The sequence below is a fragment of the Flagellatimonas centrodinii genome (genome assembly GCF_016918765.2).
Taxonomy (GTDB): Bacteria; Pseudomonadota; Gammaproteobacteria; order Nevskiales; family Nevskiaceae; genus Polycyclovorans; species Polycyclovorans centrodinii.
Window position 1 is genome coordinate 499,083 of the sequence record NZ_CP092104.1, and the last position, 14,170, is coordinate 513,252.

General features: G+C 64.8%; 14 protein-coding genes. 4 read left to right on the forward strand and 10 right to left on the reverse strand.

Going from position 1 to position 14,170, the window contains the following annotated elements; all coding sequences use genetic code 11:
* Positions 1-8 precede the first annotated feature (8 nt).
* Positions 9-605: an SCO family protein gene (locus JN531_RS02400; RefSeq protein ID WP_228347260.1), complete on the reverse strand. Its 597-nt coding sequence runs from the start codon at positions 603-605 to the stop codon at positions 9-11.
* A complete protein-coding gene (locus JN531_RS02405; RefSeq protein WP_228347261.1) occupies positions 598-1,338 on the reverse strand; it encodes an SURF1 family protein in 741 nt (246 codons plus the stop codon). The genes JN531_RS02400 and JN531_RS02405 overlap by 8 nt, the downstream gene beginning before the upstream one ends.
* A gap of 74 nt (positions 1,339-1,412) precedes the next feature.
* Between JN531_RS02405 and JN531_RS02410 the strand changes: the two genes are divergently transcribed.
* Positions 1,413-1,622 (forward strand): twin transmembrane helix small protein, encoded by a 210-nt coding sequence (locus JN531_RS02410; protein ID WP_228347262.1) that lies wholly within the window; start codon positions 1,413-1,415, stop codon positions 1,620-1,622.
* A 103-nt stretch (positions 1,623-1,725) separates the two neighbouring features.
* Here JN531_RS02410 and JN531_RS02415 read toward each other — a convergent pair whose 3' ends face one another.
* The 5 genes from JN531_RS02415 to JN531_RS02435 all read right to left on the reverse strand — a co-directional run bounded on the left by JN531_RS02415 (position 1,726) and on the right by JN531_RS02435 (position 6,743).
* Positions 1,726-2,604 carry a cytochrome c oxidase subunit 3 gene (locus JN531_RS02415; protein ID WP_228347263.1) on the reverse strand — a complete coding sequence of 293 codons (879 nt, stop codon included), beginning with the start codon at positions 2,602-2,604 and terminating at the stop codon, positions 1,726-1,728.
* Between the two features lie 20 nt (positions 2,605-2,624).
* A complete protein-coding gene (locus JN531_RS02420) occupies positions 2,625-3,188 on the reverse strand; it encodes a cytochrome c oxidase assembly protein (RefSeq protein WP_228347264.1) in 564 nt (187 codons plus the stop codon).
* A gap of 158 nt (positions 3,189-3,346) precedes the next feature.
* On the reverse strand, positions 3,347-4,990 hold the full coding sequence (gene ctaD, locus JN531_RS02425) for a cytochrome c oxidase subunit I (RefSeq protein ID WP_228347265.1): 1,644 nt from the start codon (positions 4,988-4,990) through the stop codon (positions 3,347-3,349).
* Between the two features lie 33 nt (positions 4,991-5,023).
* Positions 5,024-6,226 carry a cytochrome c oxidase subunit II gene (gene coxB / locus JN531_RS02430; RefSeq protein ID WP_436233303.1) on the reverse strand — a complete coding sequence of 401 codons (1,203 nt, stop codon included), beginning with the start codon at positions 6,224-6,226 and terminating at the stop codon, positions 5,024-5,026.
* Positions 6,227-6,248: 22 nt separating this feature from the next.
* A complete protein-coding gene (locus JN531_RS02435) occupies positions 6,249-6,743 on the reverse strand; it encodes a DUF2244 domain-containing protein (RefSeq protein ID WP_228347267.1) in 495 nt (164 codons plus the stop codon).
* Between the two features lie 147 nt (positions 6,744-6,890).
* Between JN531_RS02435 and msrB the strand changes: the two genes are divergently transcribed.
* On the forward strand, positions 6,891-7,349 hold the full coding sequence (gene msrB / locus JN531_RS02440) for a peptide-methionine (R)-S-oxide reductase MsrB (protein WP_228347268.1): 459 nt from the start codon (positions 6,891-6,893) through the stop codon (positions 7,347-7,349).
* A gap of 6 nt (positions 7,350-7,355) precedes the next feature.
* On the opposite strand, the gene bioD is transcribed toward msrB, so the two are convergent.
* On the reverse strand, positions 7,356-8,069 hold the full coding sequence (gene bioD, locus JN531_RS02445; RefSeq protein WP_228347269.1) for a dethiobiotin synthase: 714 nt from the start codon (positions 8,067-8,069) through the stop codon (positions 7,356-7,358).
* 157 nt (positions 8,070-8,226) lie between these two features.
* Here bioD and JN531_RS02450 point away from each other — a divergent pair, with 157 nt between their 5' ends.
* On the forward strand, positions 8,227-10,281 hold the full coding sequence (locus tag JN531_RS02450) for a hypothetical protein (protein WP_228347270.1): 2,055 nt from the start codon (positions 8,227-8,229) through the stop codon (positions 10,279-10,281).
* Positions 10,282-10,329: 48 nt separating this feature from the next.
* Positions 10,330-11,826 carry an OmpA family protein gene (locus tag JN531_RS17405; RefSeq protein WP_366522393.1) on the forward strand — a complete coding sequence of 499 codons (1,497 nt, stop codon included), beginning with the start codon at positions 10,330-10,332 and terminating at the stop codon, positions 11,824-11,826.
* 104 nt (positions 11,827-11,930) lie between these two features.
* On the opposite strand, the gene bioF is transcribed toward JN531_RS17405, so the two are convergent.
* Together bioF and bioB are read right to left on the reverse strand one after the other, a co-directional pair.
* A complete protein-coding gene (gene bioF, locus JN531_RS02475; RefSeq protein ID WP_228347271.1) occupies positions 11,931-13,160 on the reverse strand; it encodes an 8-amino-7-oxononanoate synthase in 1,230 nt (409 codons plus the stop codon).
* Positions 13,144-14,160, reverse strand: a complete 1,017-nt coding sequence (bioB, locus tag JN531_RS02480) for a biotin synthase BioB (RefSeq protein WP_366522394.1) — start codon at positions 14,158-14,160, stop codon at positions 13,144-13,146. Before bioB ends, bioF begins: the two co-directional genes overlap by 17 nt.
* Positions 14,161-14,170: the final 10 nt, after the last annotated feature.

Here is a 14,170-nt window from a genome sequence, read left to right on the forward strand (position 1 = left end):
GCCGTTGCTCAGCCAACCTGGGACAGGCGGAGCAGCCTTTTGATGTCACGCAGCACCTTCTTCAGGTCGGGATCGGGCGGAAACACCATCATCACGTTGCCGAGCGGATCGACCACGAAGACGCTGCCGGCGGGCTGCCCGCTGAAATGACTGGCAGCGACATCATCCGGGGACGACGGCGCCAGCAAGTGCATCTGCGGGTTGTCGGCCGCCAACTGTGCTTTCAGTTCGGGCAAGGCTTCCGGCGCGGTCGCCAACAACAGGCGCTGGACGCGCAGACGCTTTTCGTTGAGCAACAAGCGCATCTGCCGGTAGTCGTGAACGCGCGTCGCACAGATCTCGTCGCAGGAATCACCCACCGGCATCACCAACGACCATCGGCCGCGGACCAGCGCGTAGCCCTGCGCCGTACCCTCGGCATCGACCCACGCCAGGGACTCCGGCAGCGCCTGAACCGGCTGCACCAGCGCGCCGTAGTTGGTCCGCCCCTGCGGTTGCCAGTCAGGCCGGACGAAATAGAGCACCCAGGCCGCGATCAGCGGCGCGGCGAACAGTGCGGCCAGCAGCAGAAACTGCACGCGGCCCTTGAGTACGGCATCACGCATCGGCGGATTCCCGGAGGTTGAGTCGAATAAAGAAGAAGGTGAGCACCATGGCAAACACGAACCACTGTGCGGCGTAACCAAAGTGCCGGGACGTCGGCACGGCGGCCCCCATGGCCCATTCCCGCACCAACGGTTGAGTGGCGTCCGGGTCCAGCAACAAGATGCCGTCGGACACTGCTGCACCGGTCAGACAGCGCAGTTGCTCGACGTCGGGGAACTGCACCACGCTGATCTCGGCAGGCGTGTGCCCGGCCTCGCATGCCCGGGAAGGAAGGATCCATCCGGGTCGCGGCAGCGGCCGCCACAGTCCCGTCAGCACCTGTTCACCCTCTGGCACCGTCACTGCCGGCAACTGCCGCCGGTCGCCGTCGGCGGGCAACCAGCCACGATTCACCATCAACGTCGCACCATCGTCGCGCTCCAGCATCGACCACAGATGGTAGCCCGGCTGGCGCTGGTAGGACTGGTTGTCCAGCAACAGTGTCAACTGCGGCCGATAGTGCCCGGTGACCACCACCCGAATCGTCGGCTGCAGCTGGGGTTGCAGGGTCGGCACCCACGGTACCGCTACTGTTTCGGTCAGTGCAGCGGCAGCGTCGTCGATGGCCTGCTTTTCCAGCCCGCGCTGTGCCTGCCAGCCACCCAATGCGAGCAGCAACGCCAGCACCGGCGGGTAGGCACACCAAGCCCAGAGCGGCGGACGAAATCGTCGGTGCGTTGGCCGGTTGTTCACGACCCACCCGGGACGGCTGACGGCAAAGGCGACACAAGCCCTATCATGCGGGTTCGACCGCTCCGGAAGCTCCGATGTTCGTCAAGCTGATCATCATCCTGCTGCTCGTCGCCATCGTGCTGAGTCTGTTTTCCAGTGCCTTTTTCCTGGTCAAGGACGACAGCAGCCGCCGCCGCACACTGACGGGCCTGAAGCTGCGCGTGGCACTGTCGGTGCTGTTGGTGCTGTTCATTCTGCTGTCCTATCACTTCGGCTGGATCCAGCCGCACGGGGTCGGCCGCTGAGGCCTTCCGACCCACCCGGATGACATCGCTGCGTCGAATCCGCGAAGGTGCCTGACACAGAAAAGGCCCGGTCTCCGGGCCTTTTCTGCACCGCCACCGGCCATCAGAGCCAGTAGACGACGATGAACAGGCCGATCCAGACCACATCCACGAAGTGCCAGTACCAGGCCACCGCTTCGAAGCCGAAGTGACTCTCTGGCTTGAAGTGACCCTTCATCAGCCGCAGCGTAATGACGAACAGCATGAGGGTGCCCAAGGTCACGTGCATGCCGTGAAACCCGGTCAGCATGAAGAAGGTCGAGCCGTAGATCCCGGACCCCAGCGTCAGGTTGAGATCGCCGTAGGCATGCATGTATTCCTCGACCTGGAAGAACAGGAAGGCGCAGCCCAACGCCACTGTTGCCCACATCCACAGCACTGCTGAGGTGCGATGTGAAGCCTTGAGCGCGTGGTGCGCGAAGGTCAGCGTGACCCCCGAGGTCAGCAGCAAGAGTGTATTGATCAGTGGGACATCGAACGCCGGGATGGTTTCGAAGGCGCCGCCGAGGTTGGAAGGGCCGTTGCTCGGCCACACCGCTTCGAAGCCCGGCCACAACTGAACGTTGGTCTCGATCTTTTCACCGGCACCCGACAACCAGGGCAACGACAGGTCGCGTGCGTAATAGAGCGCGCCAAAGAAGGCAGCGAAGAACATGACTTCGGAGAAGATGAACCACGCCATGCTCCAGCGGTAGGTGCGATCGACCTGCGCGCCGTACATGCCGCTCTCGCTCTCATGGATCACCCCGGCGAACCAGCGGTAGATCATGAAGATGGAAATGACGATACCGGCAATAGTTGGCGCGGCGCCGAAGCTCTTGCTTTCAAGGTAGCTGGAGACACCGACTACCAGCGACACCAAGCCCACCGTCAGTACGAAGGGCCAGACGCTGGGCGCCGGAACGAAGTAGCGGTCTTTGGGGTTGGCTGCTGCGGTGGCCATCGGGGTTCCCTCGTGATGTCTCAAAGCTTGGAAGTGGCGACGGCCGCTTGCGCGGGCGCCTCCGTAATATCAAAGAAAGTGTAGGACAGCGTGACGGTATCGACATCTGCCGGCAGCGCCGGGTCGAGCATGAACCGAACCGGCATGTGCTGCACCTCGCCGCTGGCAAGCGGCTGATTGTTGAAGCAAAAGCATTCGGTCTTGCGCAAATGGCGGGCCGCGTTCCAGGGCGCCACATTGGGAACCGCCTGGGCCACGACATCGTGCGCTTCGGTGTTCTCGACCAGGAAAGTCACCGTGTAGAGCTGCCCGGGATGAACCTCGATCCGCGGCGTGTCTGGCTGAAACCGCCAAGGTTTACCGCCGTTGACGGTGGTGACGAACTCCACGGTCACCACCCGGCTTTCATCAACCGGGACCGCCGCCAGCACCTCGGAGGCGACCAATTCCATCTTGCCGTTGATGCCCAGCGCGTTGCACAGCGCGTTATACATCGGCGCCAGAGCGAAGCCGAAACCGAACATCGCCACCACCACCACCACCAGGCGGACGGCGTGGCCACGACGACCGGAAGTCGATGTCATCCGTGGGTCACCTTGTAATAGAAGCCGGCAAAGCAGGCCGCCGCGATCGCCAGATGGACCGCGAACAGCAGCAGGTTACTGCGGGCTTTTCTGCGATGTTCGGTGCTCATGCGATTTCCTGCCCAGCCTCCGGCCACTGTGGCCGGAGGCGTTGGCGCTTAGTGTGCTGCTGCGGGACGAGCAGCGCCGGTCACCGGCTCGCCGTCGTCGCCCACGGTGGGCGGTTCTTCGAAGGTGTGATACGGCGCCGGCGACGGCACCGTCCACTCCAACCCAGTGGCACCTTCCCAGACGCGATCCGGCAGCTTCTCGCTGGCGCGCTTGCCCCAGCCGAAGCAGCTGGCCAGCATGTTGAAGATGAAGATGAACTGGGCAAAGAAGAAGACGAACGCCCCCACCGAACTCCAGACGTTAAGGTCGGTGAACTGCACCGCATAGTCCGGAACGCGTCGCTGCATGCCGGCGAGGCCGGAAAAATGCTGCGGGAAGAAGGTGACGTTGATGAAGATCGCCGACAGCCAGAAGTGGGTCTTGCCCCAGAACTCGCTGTACATGTGCCCGGTCCACTTCGGAATCCAGTAGTAAACGGCCGCGATGATCGAGAACACCGCACCCGGCACCAGCACGTAGTGGAAGTGGGCAACCACGAAGTAGGTGTCGTGGTACTGGAAGTCGACCGGGGTCAGCGCCAACATCAGGCCGGAGAACCCACCGATGGTGAACAGGAACACGAACGCCAGGGCAAACAGCATCGGCGTCTCGAAGGTCATCGAGCCCTTCCACATGGTGGCCACCCAGTTGAACACCTTCACCCCGGTGGGCACGGCGATCAGCATGGTGGCGAACATGAAGAACAGCTCACCCGAGAGCGGCATGCCGACGGTGAACATGTGGTGCGCCCAGACGATGAACGACAGGAACGCGATCGAGGCGGTGGCGTACACCATCGAGTCATAGCCGAACAGCCGCTTGCGGGCGAACGTCGGGATGATGGTGCTGACAATGCCAAAGGCCGGCAGAATCATGATGTACACCTCGGGGTGCCCGAAGAACCAGAAGATGTGCTGGAACATCACCGGGTCACCGCCGCCCGACGCGGTGAAGAAGCTGGTGGCGAAGTACTTGTCGGTCAGCAGCATGGTCACGGCACCGGCCAGCACCGGCATCACCGCGATCAGCAGGTAGGCGGTGATCAACCAGGTCCAGACGAACAGCGGCATTTTCAGCAGGGTCATGCCCGGCGCACGCATGTTGAGGATGGTGACGACCACGTTGATGGCGCCGGTGATGGAGGAGATCCCCATCAGGTGGACGGCAAAGATCAGGAACGGGAAGGCGTCACCGGTCTGCAGTACCAGCGGCGGATACATGGTCCAGCCGCCAGCGGGCGCACCGCCGGCCAGGAACAGGGTGGACAGCAGCAGCGAAAAGGCAAACGGCAGAATCCAGAAACCCCAGTTGTTGACCCGCGGCAGCGCCAGGTCGGAGGCGCCGATCATCATCGGCACCATCCAGTTGGCGAGCCCGACAAAGCCCGGCATGACCCCACCGAAGATCATCACCAGCGCGTGCATCGTCGTCATCTGGTTGAAGAACTCGGGGTGCACGAACTGCAGACCCGGCTGGAACAACTCGGCACGAATCACCAGCGACATCAGGCCGCCGATGAAGAACATGGTGAACGCGAAGAACAGATACAGCGTTCCCAGGTCCTTGTGGTTGGTGGTCTTGATCCACCGCATGATCCCCTTGTCGGGGCCGTGATGGTCGTGATCGTCGTGGTGGGCGTGCGCGTGAGCCATGATCAAACTCCTGACAGCAGATTCGGTGAAACCTTAGCGAAGGGCAGCGACATCGGCGGCTTGCGCCAGCCCGCTGTCATTGCCCCAGCTGTTGCGGGTATAGGTAACGACGGCAGCGATGTCGGCGTCCGACAGTTGCGGGAACGGCGGCATCAGCCCTTTGCCCTTGAGGATCTGGGTGATCTGCCCGGCGGCATCGCCCTGCACGACCGTGCTGCCGACCAGCGACGGAAAGTTGGGGGGAATGCCCTGCCCGGAAGCCTGATGACAGGCAACGCAGTTGGCGCCGTACACTTTCTCTCCGGCCGCCATCAACGCGGCCTTGTCCAGCTCGGCAGGGGCTTCGGTGGCAGCATCGGTCACGGTCTCGGCGGCGGCAGCCACTTCGACCGGCGCGGGCGCCGCGGCTTCGTCAACCGTGGCTGTCTCGCCGCCACGCTGGCTTTCGAGCCAGGCCGCGTATTCCGCCTCGGACTTGGCTTCGACGACGATCGGCATGAACCCGTGGTCGCGCCCGCAAAGTTCGGCGCAGACACCGCGGTAGACCCCGGGCTTGTCGATACGCGCCCAAGTCTCGTTGATATACCCCGGGATGGCGTCCTTCTTGACGGCCAGTTCCGACACCCACCAAGCGTGGATCACATCATTTGAGGTAATCAGAAACCGTACTTTCTTGCCCACCGGCAGCACCAGGGGGTTGTCGACATCGACGAGGTAGTTTTCCACCGTGTTGACATCAATCCCGGAACCCAACTGCCGCGCCGCGTTGGATTCGGCAGCGAGCGTAGAAAAGTAGCGGACATCTTCGCCCAGGTATTCGTATTCCCACTTCCACTGGTAGCCGGTGACCTTCACGGTAAGGTCGGCGTCGCGCGTGTCTTCCATCCGGATCAAGGTACCGGCGGCGGGAATGGCCACGGCAATGAGGATGATGAAGGGCACCGTGGTCCAGATGATTTCGACCGTGGTCGATTCATGGAAGCTGGCGGGTTTGGCGCCCAGCGATTTCCGGTGCTTGACGATGGAGATGATCATCACCCCGAACACCAGGATGCCGATGACGGTGCAGACCCAGAACATCATCATGTGAAGGTCATAGACCTCCTGGGCGATTGCGGTTGCACCCGTCGGCAAATTCCAGCCGCCACTGGTCTCGGTGTAGGCCCAGGCCCCTGCCGCGTGAAACAGCCCGGACGCCAGCACTGCCAGCATGGCCAGAACCTTGTGAAGCTTCACCATCGTCTGCTCTCCAAATCAATCAACCTGCGTCCGGGGCATGCGCCCCCGCCAACGTGGGTCGCGATGCTGTCAGGGCCCGCCGCAGCCGCCCCGCCAGCGCCTCGCGCTCGTCATCCGTCAAACACCGCGCCAATTCAACCCGCTGTGCTGCATAGGCCAGCACCAACCGGTTCGGGGCCAGCCGACTGCCCCCCTGGATCAGCATCACCCGCGTCCAGTGTCGGGGCAGGCTCATGCGTGCCCGCACGCCGCCCCCCACCATGCCGAATTCCACCACCACCTCTTCGCCCTGCAGCCGCACGACCTCGCGGTAGCGGTTCCGCCTCAGGCTGACCCACAGGGCCGCCCCCAAGGCCGCCAGCTCAAGCCCGGCAAACGGGACCACCGGCCAGAACCCGATGACCGCAAAACCGAATGCAATGGTCAAACCCACCACCGATGTCAGGGACATGAACACCGCTGCCTGACCTGGGGTCAGAGAAGCGTTGGGACCGATCACGAACGTGGTATCCATGTGCCGGGCGACCAGGACAGCGGGAAGGCCGCGAATTGTAGTGCAAGGCGGAGGGGCGGGCAAAGCCGCACAAGCAAAACCGCACATGCCGCCAAGCGATCCGCGCTCACGTAAACTGGCCGCATCATCTCCGACCCGGACCGCCCCATGCGACTGTTCAGCAAAGACGCCGACGCGGCACGCCCCACCGGCACCCTGGGGCGGCCCGCAGCCGCCTGGCAGGCTGACGTGGAACCCGAGCGTTGGCAGATCCTGTTCGCCGACGGTACCGAACCCCCGCACAGCAGCGAGCTGAACCAGGAAAAGCGCGACGGCACCTTCGTCTGCGCCGCCTGCTTCCAGCCCCTGTTCAGCAGCCGTACGAAGTACGAGAGCGGCACCGGCTGGCCGAGCTTCTTCGAACCGCTGCCGGGCGCGCTCGAAACGCGCGAGGACCGCAAGTTCTTCATGCTCCGCACCGAATATCACTGCGCACGCTGTGGCGGCCACCAGGGTCATGTGTTCGACGATGGGCCGGCGCCCACCGGTCAGCGCTACTGCAACAACGGCCTGGCGCTGCGCTTCATCGCCGACGGCGAGCCGCTGCCGCCCGCGCGCGGGGGCTGACCGGGTTCATTCGTCCGCCTCCGCCTCAACCGGGGTCTGGAGGAATGCGTCGAAGCGGTCGCTGTCCAGCGTCGCCGTGTCAGCGGCCCCGGGCGCCACCACCCCCCAACACGGCACGTCGAGCCGCCGGCCGATGGCGTCGATATTTTCCTGCAACAGCGGCATCGGGGTCGCCAGCGCGTTGGCAACCCAGCCCACCAATGGCGCGCGCCGGTGAATGGCCTCCGCCGACAGCAATGCGTGATTGATGCACCCGAGCCGCATTCCCACCACCAGCAAGACCGGCCACCCTTGTTGGCTGACCCACCCGCCAAAGCTGATGTCCGGATTCAGGGGCACCAGCCAGCCCCCGGCACCCTCCACCACCACCAGCTGCGCGCGCGCCGCCAGTGCGGCGTGCGCCTCGGCCAGGCGGGTCAGACGCACGGTCTGGCCCGCCTGCGCTGCCGCCAGGTGCGGCGCGACCGGGGCGTCGAACCGGTAGGGGCTCATCTCGTCATCGGTCACTTGAACGCTGGCGCTGGCCTGCAGCGCGCGCACGTCAGGGTTGCGGATTCCGTCGGCTTCAGCCGTCACGCCGCTCGCGACAGGCTTGAAGCCGATCGCTGCAAGTCCTTGATTTTTAGCCATTCTTAGCAGGGAACAGGAGACAACCGTCTTGCCGACGTCGGTATCGGTCCCGGTCACGACCAGCGTTCGGCAAGGGGGCAGGTCAGGCATGGTCAGGGCACTGAAAGAGGGTCGACGACGATGACCGGCACAAAGACCGCCGTCAAATGGTCGTCACATCGCTTGACAAATCAGAGAAATCCGGTGTCTTTACCGCGAATTACGCTCTATACTTCAAGTGTAAAAGCACCCTAAGGGAGTTGTACCCATGATTGACAGCCGCCTCCTTCTTGGCGCCTTGCTCGGCGCCACCCTGCTCGTCGCCTGCAGTGACGACAATGCCGTCCGCAGCCCCGACCTGCCGGAGCCCCGGCTGTCCGCAATTGGAGCCGTGACCTGCGATCCAGCAGGTTTGGCGGTTGGCCAGACGGCGACCTGCACCCTCGCCAGCTGCACGGTCCAGACCATCAGGGCCAACGGCAGCATCGTTACCGACAACAATGCCATCTGCCCCGACGGCGCCACCTTCACCAGCACCGCACCGGTCGTCGCCACCAGCACGCCCGATGGCGTCGTGACGGGTGTGTCGCCCGGCACCACCAACATCGTCGCATCGCTCGGTGGTTTTACCTCAAGCACCTCCCTGGTGGTGGATGACGCCTGCATCGAGAGTCTCAGCATCACGCCGCTGAATGCCCAGCTGGTGGCAGGCCGCTCGTTGCTGTACACCGCCGAGGCCCGCTTCAGCGACAACGACACTGCCGACGTCACCGCCAACACCGCGTTCGCGAGCAGCGACGCAACGGTCGCCAGCTTCCAGGCCAACCGTGCCATCGCCAATGCCGATGTCGCGGTCGAAACCACGGTGACCGTGACCGCCACCTTCCAGGGCACGGCCCAGGCCTGTGGCGCCACCGTCACCGCCAGCACACCATTGACGGTGCGACCGGCGCAGTTGCTGGCCAATGACGGCCTGTGCATCGAAACCGTCCCGCCGGCCGAAGCCTTTGCCGGTGGCTGCCGCGCCGACCGCGGTGCCTGTGACGACGCCACGCCGATTGCACTGAACCTTGGCGGCGCCAGCCGCCAGCTGCAGATTCGTGGCCGCTATGACGACGGTCTTGAGTGCGATGTGACGGCCGACACCGCGCTGACCCTCGATTCCACCGGCGTTGTCACGCTGAGTCCGGACGCCGTGCTGACCGCCGTTGCCGCCGGCACCACCGGCATCAACGCGGCACTCGACAACCGCACTGCGGAACGCGACGTGGTGGTCAGCGTCGACCAGATCCTGGGCGACAGCAGCCTGGCGGTCTCCGCCAAGCTCCGCCCGGGTGGTGACGCGGTGACCTTCAACAACGCCCAGCGTTTCGCCTGTGTCGGCGCCAATGACCTGGTCAACGGCCTCGGCACTGGCGTGTTGAGAGGTCAGCTGCCGGTACACGCTTTTGCTGGCACCTGTGCCGCCAACCGCATCGACCCTGAAACCGGCCGCTGCACGTTGCCGCCGGTGTTCGATGAAGGCGTCAACGTCACCCCGGCGTTCGAGGACCAGCCGCTCGAGAATAACGTCACCAACCTGATGCCGGCAGACCCCAACGATGCCTTCAACGACGGCATCGTCTGGCGCTCGACCACCGGCTTCTGGAATGGCGAAACCTGCCAGCAGAGCTCTGCCGGTAGTGCCGACGCGCCGCCGACCGCGCTGGTGGGCGACCTGTTCGTCGAAGGTGAGCGGACTTTGCGGACCAGCAATGGCATCCCGCTCGGTGCCGCCGACCAGGCCAACGGGCTCGTCTTCGCCGACGGCGCGCTCGGCCTGGGCTTCAGCTGCATCACGGCGGAGTACAGCAACCCGCAGCTCGCCAGCAACACCGTGGTTGACGGCATGACCGTCCTGGTGCTGCCGGTGACCAACGACGCCCTGCTGGGGTCATCTTCGGAAAGTGCCCGCCTCTGCGACGCGCTGGAGCCGGCCTTCTCGAGCCCGGTGCTCGGCGTACTTGAAGGGACGCCGCTGGAAGGCCTGGGCCGGCTGGAGCTGGTCAACACGCTCAATGCCATCACCGAAGTGGTCAACCCGGTGCTGGATCAGGTGGAAGGCGGACTGCCGCTGGACCCCATCCTCACCACCCTGCTTGATGGCAATCCGGATGCTGGCATTCCCGGGCTGACCGATCTCACCGGACTGATCGTCGGTGCGCTCGAAAGCCCGGTGGTCGACCCGCTGGACGAACTGGTCTGCCAGATCACCAGTGGCGTCAGTTCGTTGCTGGACCTGCTGTCCGGCGGCAACGGCGGCGGCGGTCAGGACTGCGAATAATTGCACGTGTCTCATTTATCTACAGACGACAAACCAAGGGAAACGCACATGGCCAACATGCGCAGCTGGATCACGCTGGTGCTGGGGATGACACTCGGCACCGCGTTCGCTCAGGAAGTTGAGCGACTGGAACCGGACGCCGCGGCGGCGACAGCGGTGGAAGCCCCTGCACCCGTGCCCGAGGTGCTGGACAACCGCTGGTCGCTGGTGCCGATCGTGGGCGGCATCTTCTCCGACGAGTCGGACCTCGACAACGGCCTGATGGGTGGCCTGCGGGCCATGCGGCCGCTGACCGACCGCATCACCCTCGATCTTGGGGTCGACTACAGCGTGCTGGAGACCCGTAATGCGGGCGACTACGAGCGGATCACCGGTCGTATCGGCGGGCTGCTGTTCATCGGCAAACCGTTCTATGACAGCTCGTCGGACTTCCAGCCCTACCTGGCGGCCGGTGCCCACATTTCCAAGGTCGATTTCATCGGCCAGAGCACGGGGGCCTTCGGACCTTACGGTGGGCTCGGCTTCATGCAGCGGTTTTCCGACAGCATCTCGGGCATGATCGAGGCCCGCTATCAGCTTGACGACATCCGCGACGACGGCTTCCTTGCCGATCAGACCTACTACACCTACCAGGTGTTCGCTGGCATGCGGGTGGCACTGGGCGAAAAGCCCCAGCACCCCGACGCCGCCGATGACGACGGTGACGGCGTGCCGAATGGTCTTGACCAGTGCCCCAACACGCCCGCTGGCGTACTGGTGGACGCCCGTGGCTGCGCCCTCGACACGGATGGCGACGGTGTGCCGGACTATCTCGACCAGTGCCCCAACACCCCGGCCGGTGCTGAAGTCGGCCCGGACGGCTGCCCGCTCGACAGCGATGGCGACGGCGTACCCGACGGCCGCGACAAGTGCCCCGGGACCCCTGCAGGCGTCGAAGTGGATGCCGACGGTTGCCCCGCCACCGATGCCGATGGTGACGGCGTACCCGACTTCCGCGACCTCTGCCCGGATTCCCCGGCAGGCGTGCCGGTCGGTGAAGACGGTTGCCCGCTCGACAGCGACGGCGACGGCATCCCCGACTATCTGGACGAGTGCCCGAACTCCCCCGCCGGTGCCAAGGTGCTGCCCAACGGCTGCGCCCTGTCGGGTGACTGCCGCAAGCCGCGCCCCGGTGAAGAAGTGGACGCCAACGGCTGTGCCGTCGACCGCGGCTTCATCCTCAAGGGCGTGAAGTTCGAGTTCGACTCGGCGATTCTCACCGAGGAAGCCAAGCGGATTCTGGACCGGGTGTCGGAAACGCTGGTGGCCTATCCGGAGATCAACGTCGAGCTGGAAGGGCATACCGACAACATCGGTACGGCCGCCTACAACCTCGGCCTGTCGGAGCGGCGCGCGATTTCGGTGAAGGAGTATCTCGCCGGCCGTGGCATCGCCCCGACCCGCATGGTGCCGGTGGGCTACGGCCTGACCCAGCCGATTGCCGACAACAGCACCGAAGACGGTCGCGAAGACAACCGTCGTGTGGAACTGACGGTTCGCGATTGAACCTCGGCGCGTGATTTCAACCCGCCACGTCGAGAGACGTGGCGGGTTTTTTTATGGCGACTTGAGGGCTTCCTGGAACGAACCGCGGTACTCGGCCCTCGGGATCAGGCTGCCGCCAGCGGCGGAGCGACCTCGCGCAGCGATTGACGAAGCGCTTCGAGCAGGCCGTCCACTTGTGCCGGCGTATGCGCTGCCGTCAGCGTGATGCGAAGGCGGGCCGTGCCCTCCGGCACCGTCGGCGGCCGGATCGCGGCCACCCAGTAGCCCCGCTCTCGCAACCGCTGGCTCACTGCCAGGGCGACGCCGTCTTCACCGATCATCAGTGGCTGGATCGGGGTTTCCGAAGGCAGCAGTGGCAACCCCAACGCAGCGGCACCGTGCCGCAAATGCACGATCAGATCGTGAAGACGCGAACGCCGCTCCGGTTCGGCACGGATGATCTGCAGGGCTGCCAGCGCCGCAGCTGCCAGCGCCGGCGGTGGCGCCGTGGAGAACACCCAAGAGCGCGCCCGCTGGATCAGGAACTCGATCACTGCTTCACTGCCCGCAACGAAGCCGCCGGCACTGCCAAGGGCTTTGCCACAGGTCGCCACATAGAGGTCGGGCTGCGGGAACCTGCCAGCGGGATCGGTATCCCGAAAATGCTCGGCAGTGCCCTGCCCTGTCGTGCCCAGCACCCCGAAGCCATGGGCATCATCGACCAACAGTGCTGCGCCATGCCGTGCGCTCAGGCGGGCCAACGGGGGCAAGGACGCAAGATCACCGTCCATGCTGAAAACGCCATCAGTGACGATCAACCGGAGAGCGTCGGTCGCGATCTCGGTGTCCGCCAGAGCGCGCTCGAAGGCCGCCGTTTCACCATGGGGGACCCGGCAATACTGCGCCCCGGACAAGCGCCCCCCGTCGATCAGCGAGGCGTGATTGAGTTCGTCGGCGACCAGCAGATCGCCACGCCCGAGCAGTGCGCGCAACACTCCGAGGTTGGCGGCCCAGCCGGAGGTGAACAACAGAACGCGGGGATAGCCGGTGAATTCGGCCAGCGCTTCTTCAAGAGCCTGATGATGACGGTTGTAGCCGCAGACCAGCGGCGACGCGGTACTGCCACAACCGTCGTCGAGCGCGGCCTGCGCCGCCTGCCGCAGTCGCGGGTCGGTGGCCAGCCCGAGATAGTCGTTGCTGCAGAAGTTCAGGCAGCGCTGACCCTCCACCTGCAACTCGACACCGTGACCCCCTTCGACCTGGCGTCGCACGCGGTATCGCTGCTGGGCCTGCAGTGCCGCCAGACGCGGCTGCAGGCGCGCATCAAGAATTCCGGCCTCAGTGCTGCGCAGCACAGCGCGCCTGCGCCGGTTCGGCGGCCGCAGGCGGCGCGTGCGTGTGCCCGGCACTCAAGGCCTCGGGCTGAATGCACAGACGTGCCAGCAGCGCCTCATCGCGGGCATTCTGCGGGTTCTCGGTGGTGAGCAATTTTTCGCCGTAGAACATCGAGTTGGCACCGGCAAAAAAGCACAGGGCCTGGAGTTCATCGCTCATGTCGGTGCGGCCGGCTGACAACCGAACGTAGGACGCAGGCATCAGCACGCGGGCCACGGCGATGGTGCGAACGAACTCGATGGGGTGCAGTGCCTCGGCGCCGTCCAGTGGCGTTCCCGGCACCTGCACCAGATTGTTGATCGGCACCGATTCCGGATGCGGGTCCATCACCGCCAGCTGGCGCAGCAGCTCGGCCCGGTCCTGCGGTGCCTCGCCCATGCCGACGATACCGCCGCAGCACACCTTGACCCCGGCCTCTCGCACATTGGCGAGGGTATCGAGTCGATCCTCGTAGGTGCGGGTGGTGATGATCTTGCCGTAGAACTCCGGCGAGGTATCGAGGTTGTGGTTGTAGTAGTCGAGACCCGCGCCCGCCAACCGCTGAGCCTGCGCCGGCTTGAGCATACCCAGGGTGACGCAGGTCTCCAGCCCCAACGCCTTCACTTCGCGGACCATCGCCTCGACCTTGTCGAGATCCCGGTCCTTGGGCGAGCGCCAGGCCGCGCCCATGCAGAAACGGGTGGCGCCATTGGCCTTGGCATCCCGCGCGGCATCAACCACTGCCTGCACCTCCATCAGCGGGTCCTTTTTCAAGCCGGTTTCGTAGCGCACCGACTGCGGACAATAGGCGCAATCCTCGGGGCAGGCGCCGGTCTTGATCGACAACAGGGTCGACCGTTGAACCGTATTCGGGTCAAAGTGCGCCCGATGGATCGTCTGCGCCTGGAACAACAGGTCGTTGAACGGCAGGTCGAACAGGGCCTGGACTTCGTCACGGGTCCAATCGTGGCGCACACGCATGGAGGCGTAC

What these genes read in the sequence shown, in the direction of transcription:
- JN531_RS02400 (WP_228347260.1), bottom strand. Translation starts at nt 605, where the DNA reads ATGCGTGATGCCGTACTCAAGGGCCGCGTGCAGTTTCTGCTGCTGGCC.
- JN531_RS02410 (WP_228347262.1), top strand. Translation starts at nt 1,413, where the DNA reads ATGTTCGTCAAGCTGATCATCATCCTGCTGCTCGTCGCCATCGTGCTG.
- JN531_RS02415 (WP_228347263.1), bottom strand. Translation starts at nt 2,604, where the DNA reads ATGGCCACCGCAGCAGCCAACCCCAAAGACCGCTACTTCGTTCCGGCG.
- JN531_RS02420 (WP_228347264.1), bottom strand. Translation starts at nt 3,188, where the DNA reads ATGACATCGACTTCCGGTCGTCGTGGCCACGCCGTCCGCCTGGTGGTG.
- ctaD (WP_228347265.1), bottom strand. Translation starts at nt 4,990, where the DNA reads ATGGCTCACGCGCACGCCCACCACGACGATCACGACCATCACGGCCCC.
- JN531_RS02435 (WP_228347267.1), bottom strand. Translation starts at nt 6,743, where the DNA reads ATGGATACCACGTTCGTGATCGGTCCCAACGCTTCTCTGACCCCAGGT.
- msrB (WP_228347268.1), top strand. Translation starts at nt 6,891, where the DNA reads ATGCGACTGTTCAGCAAAGACGCCGACGCGGCACGCCCCACCGGCACC.
- bioD (WP_228347269.1), bottom strand. Translation starts at nt 8,069, where the DNA reads ATGCCTGACCTGCCCCCTTGCCGAACGCTGGTCGTGACCGGGACCGAT.
- JN531_RS02450 (WP_228347270.1), top strand. Translation starts at nt 8,227, where the DNA reads ATGATTGACAGCCGCCTCCTTCTTGGCGCCTTGCTCGGCGCCACCCTG.
- JN531_RS17405 (WP_366522393.1), top strand. Translation starts at nt 10,330, where the DNA reads ATGGCCAACATGCGCAGCTGGATCACGCTGGTGCTGGGGATGACACTC.
- bioB (WP_366522394.1), bottom strand. Translation starts at nt 14,160, where the DNA reads ATGCGTGTGCGCCACGATTGGACCCGTGACGAAGTCCAGGCCCTGTTC.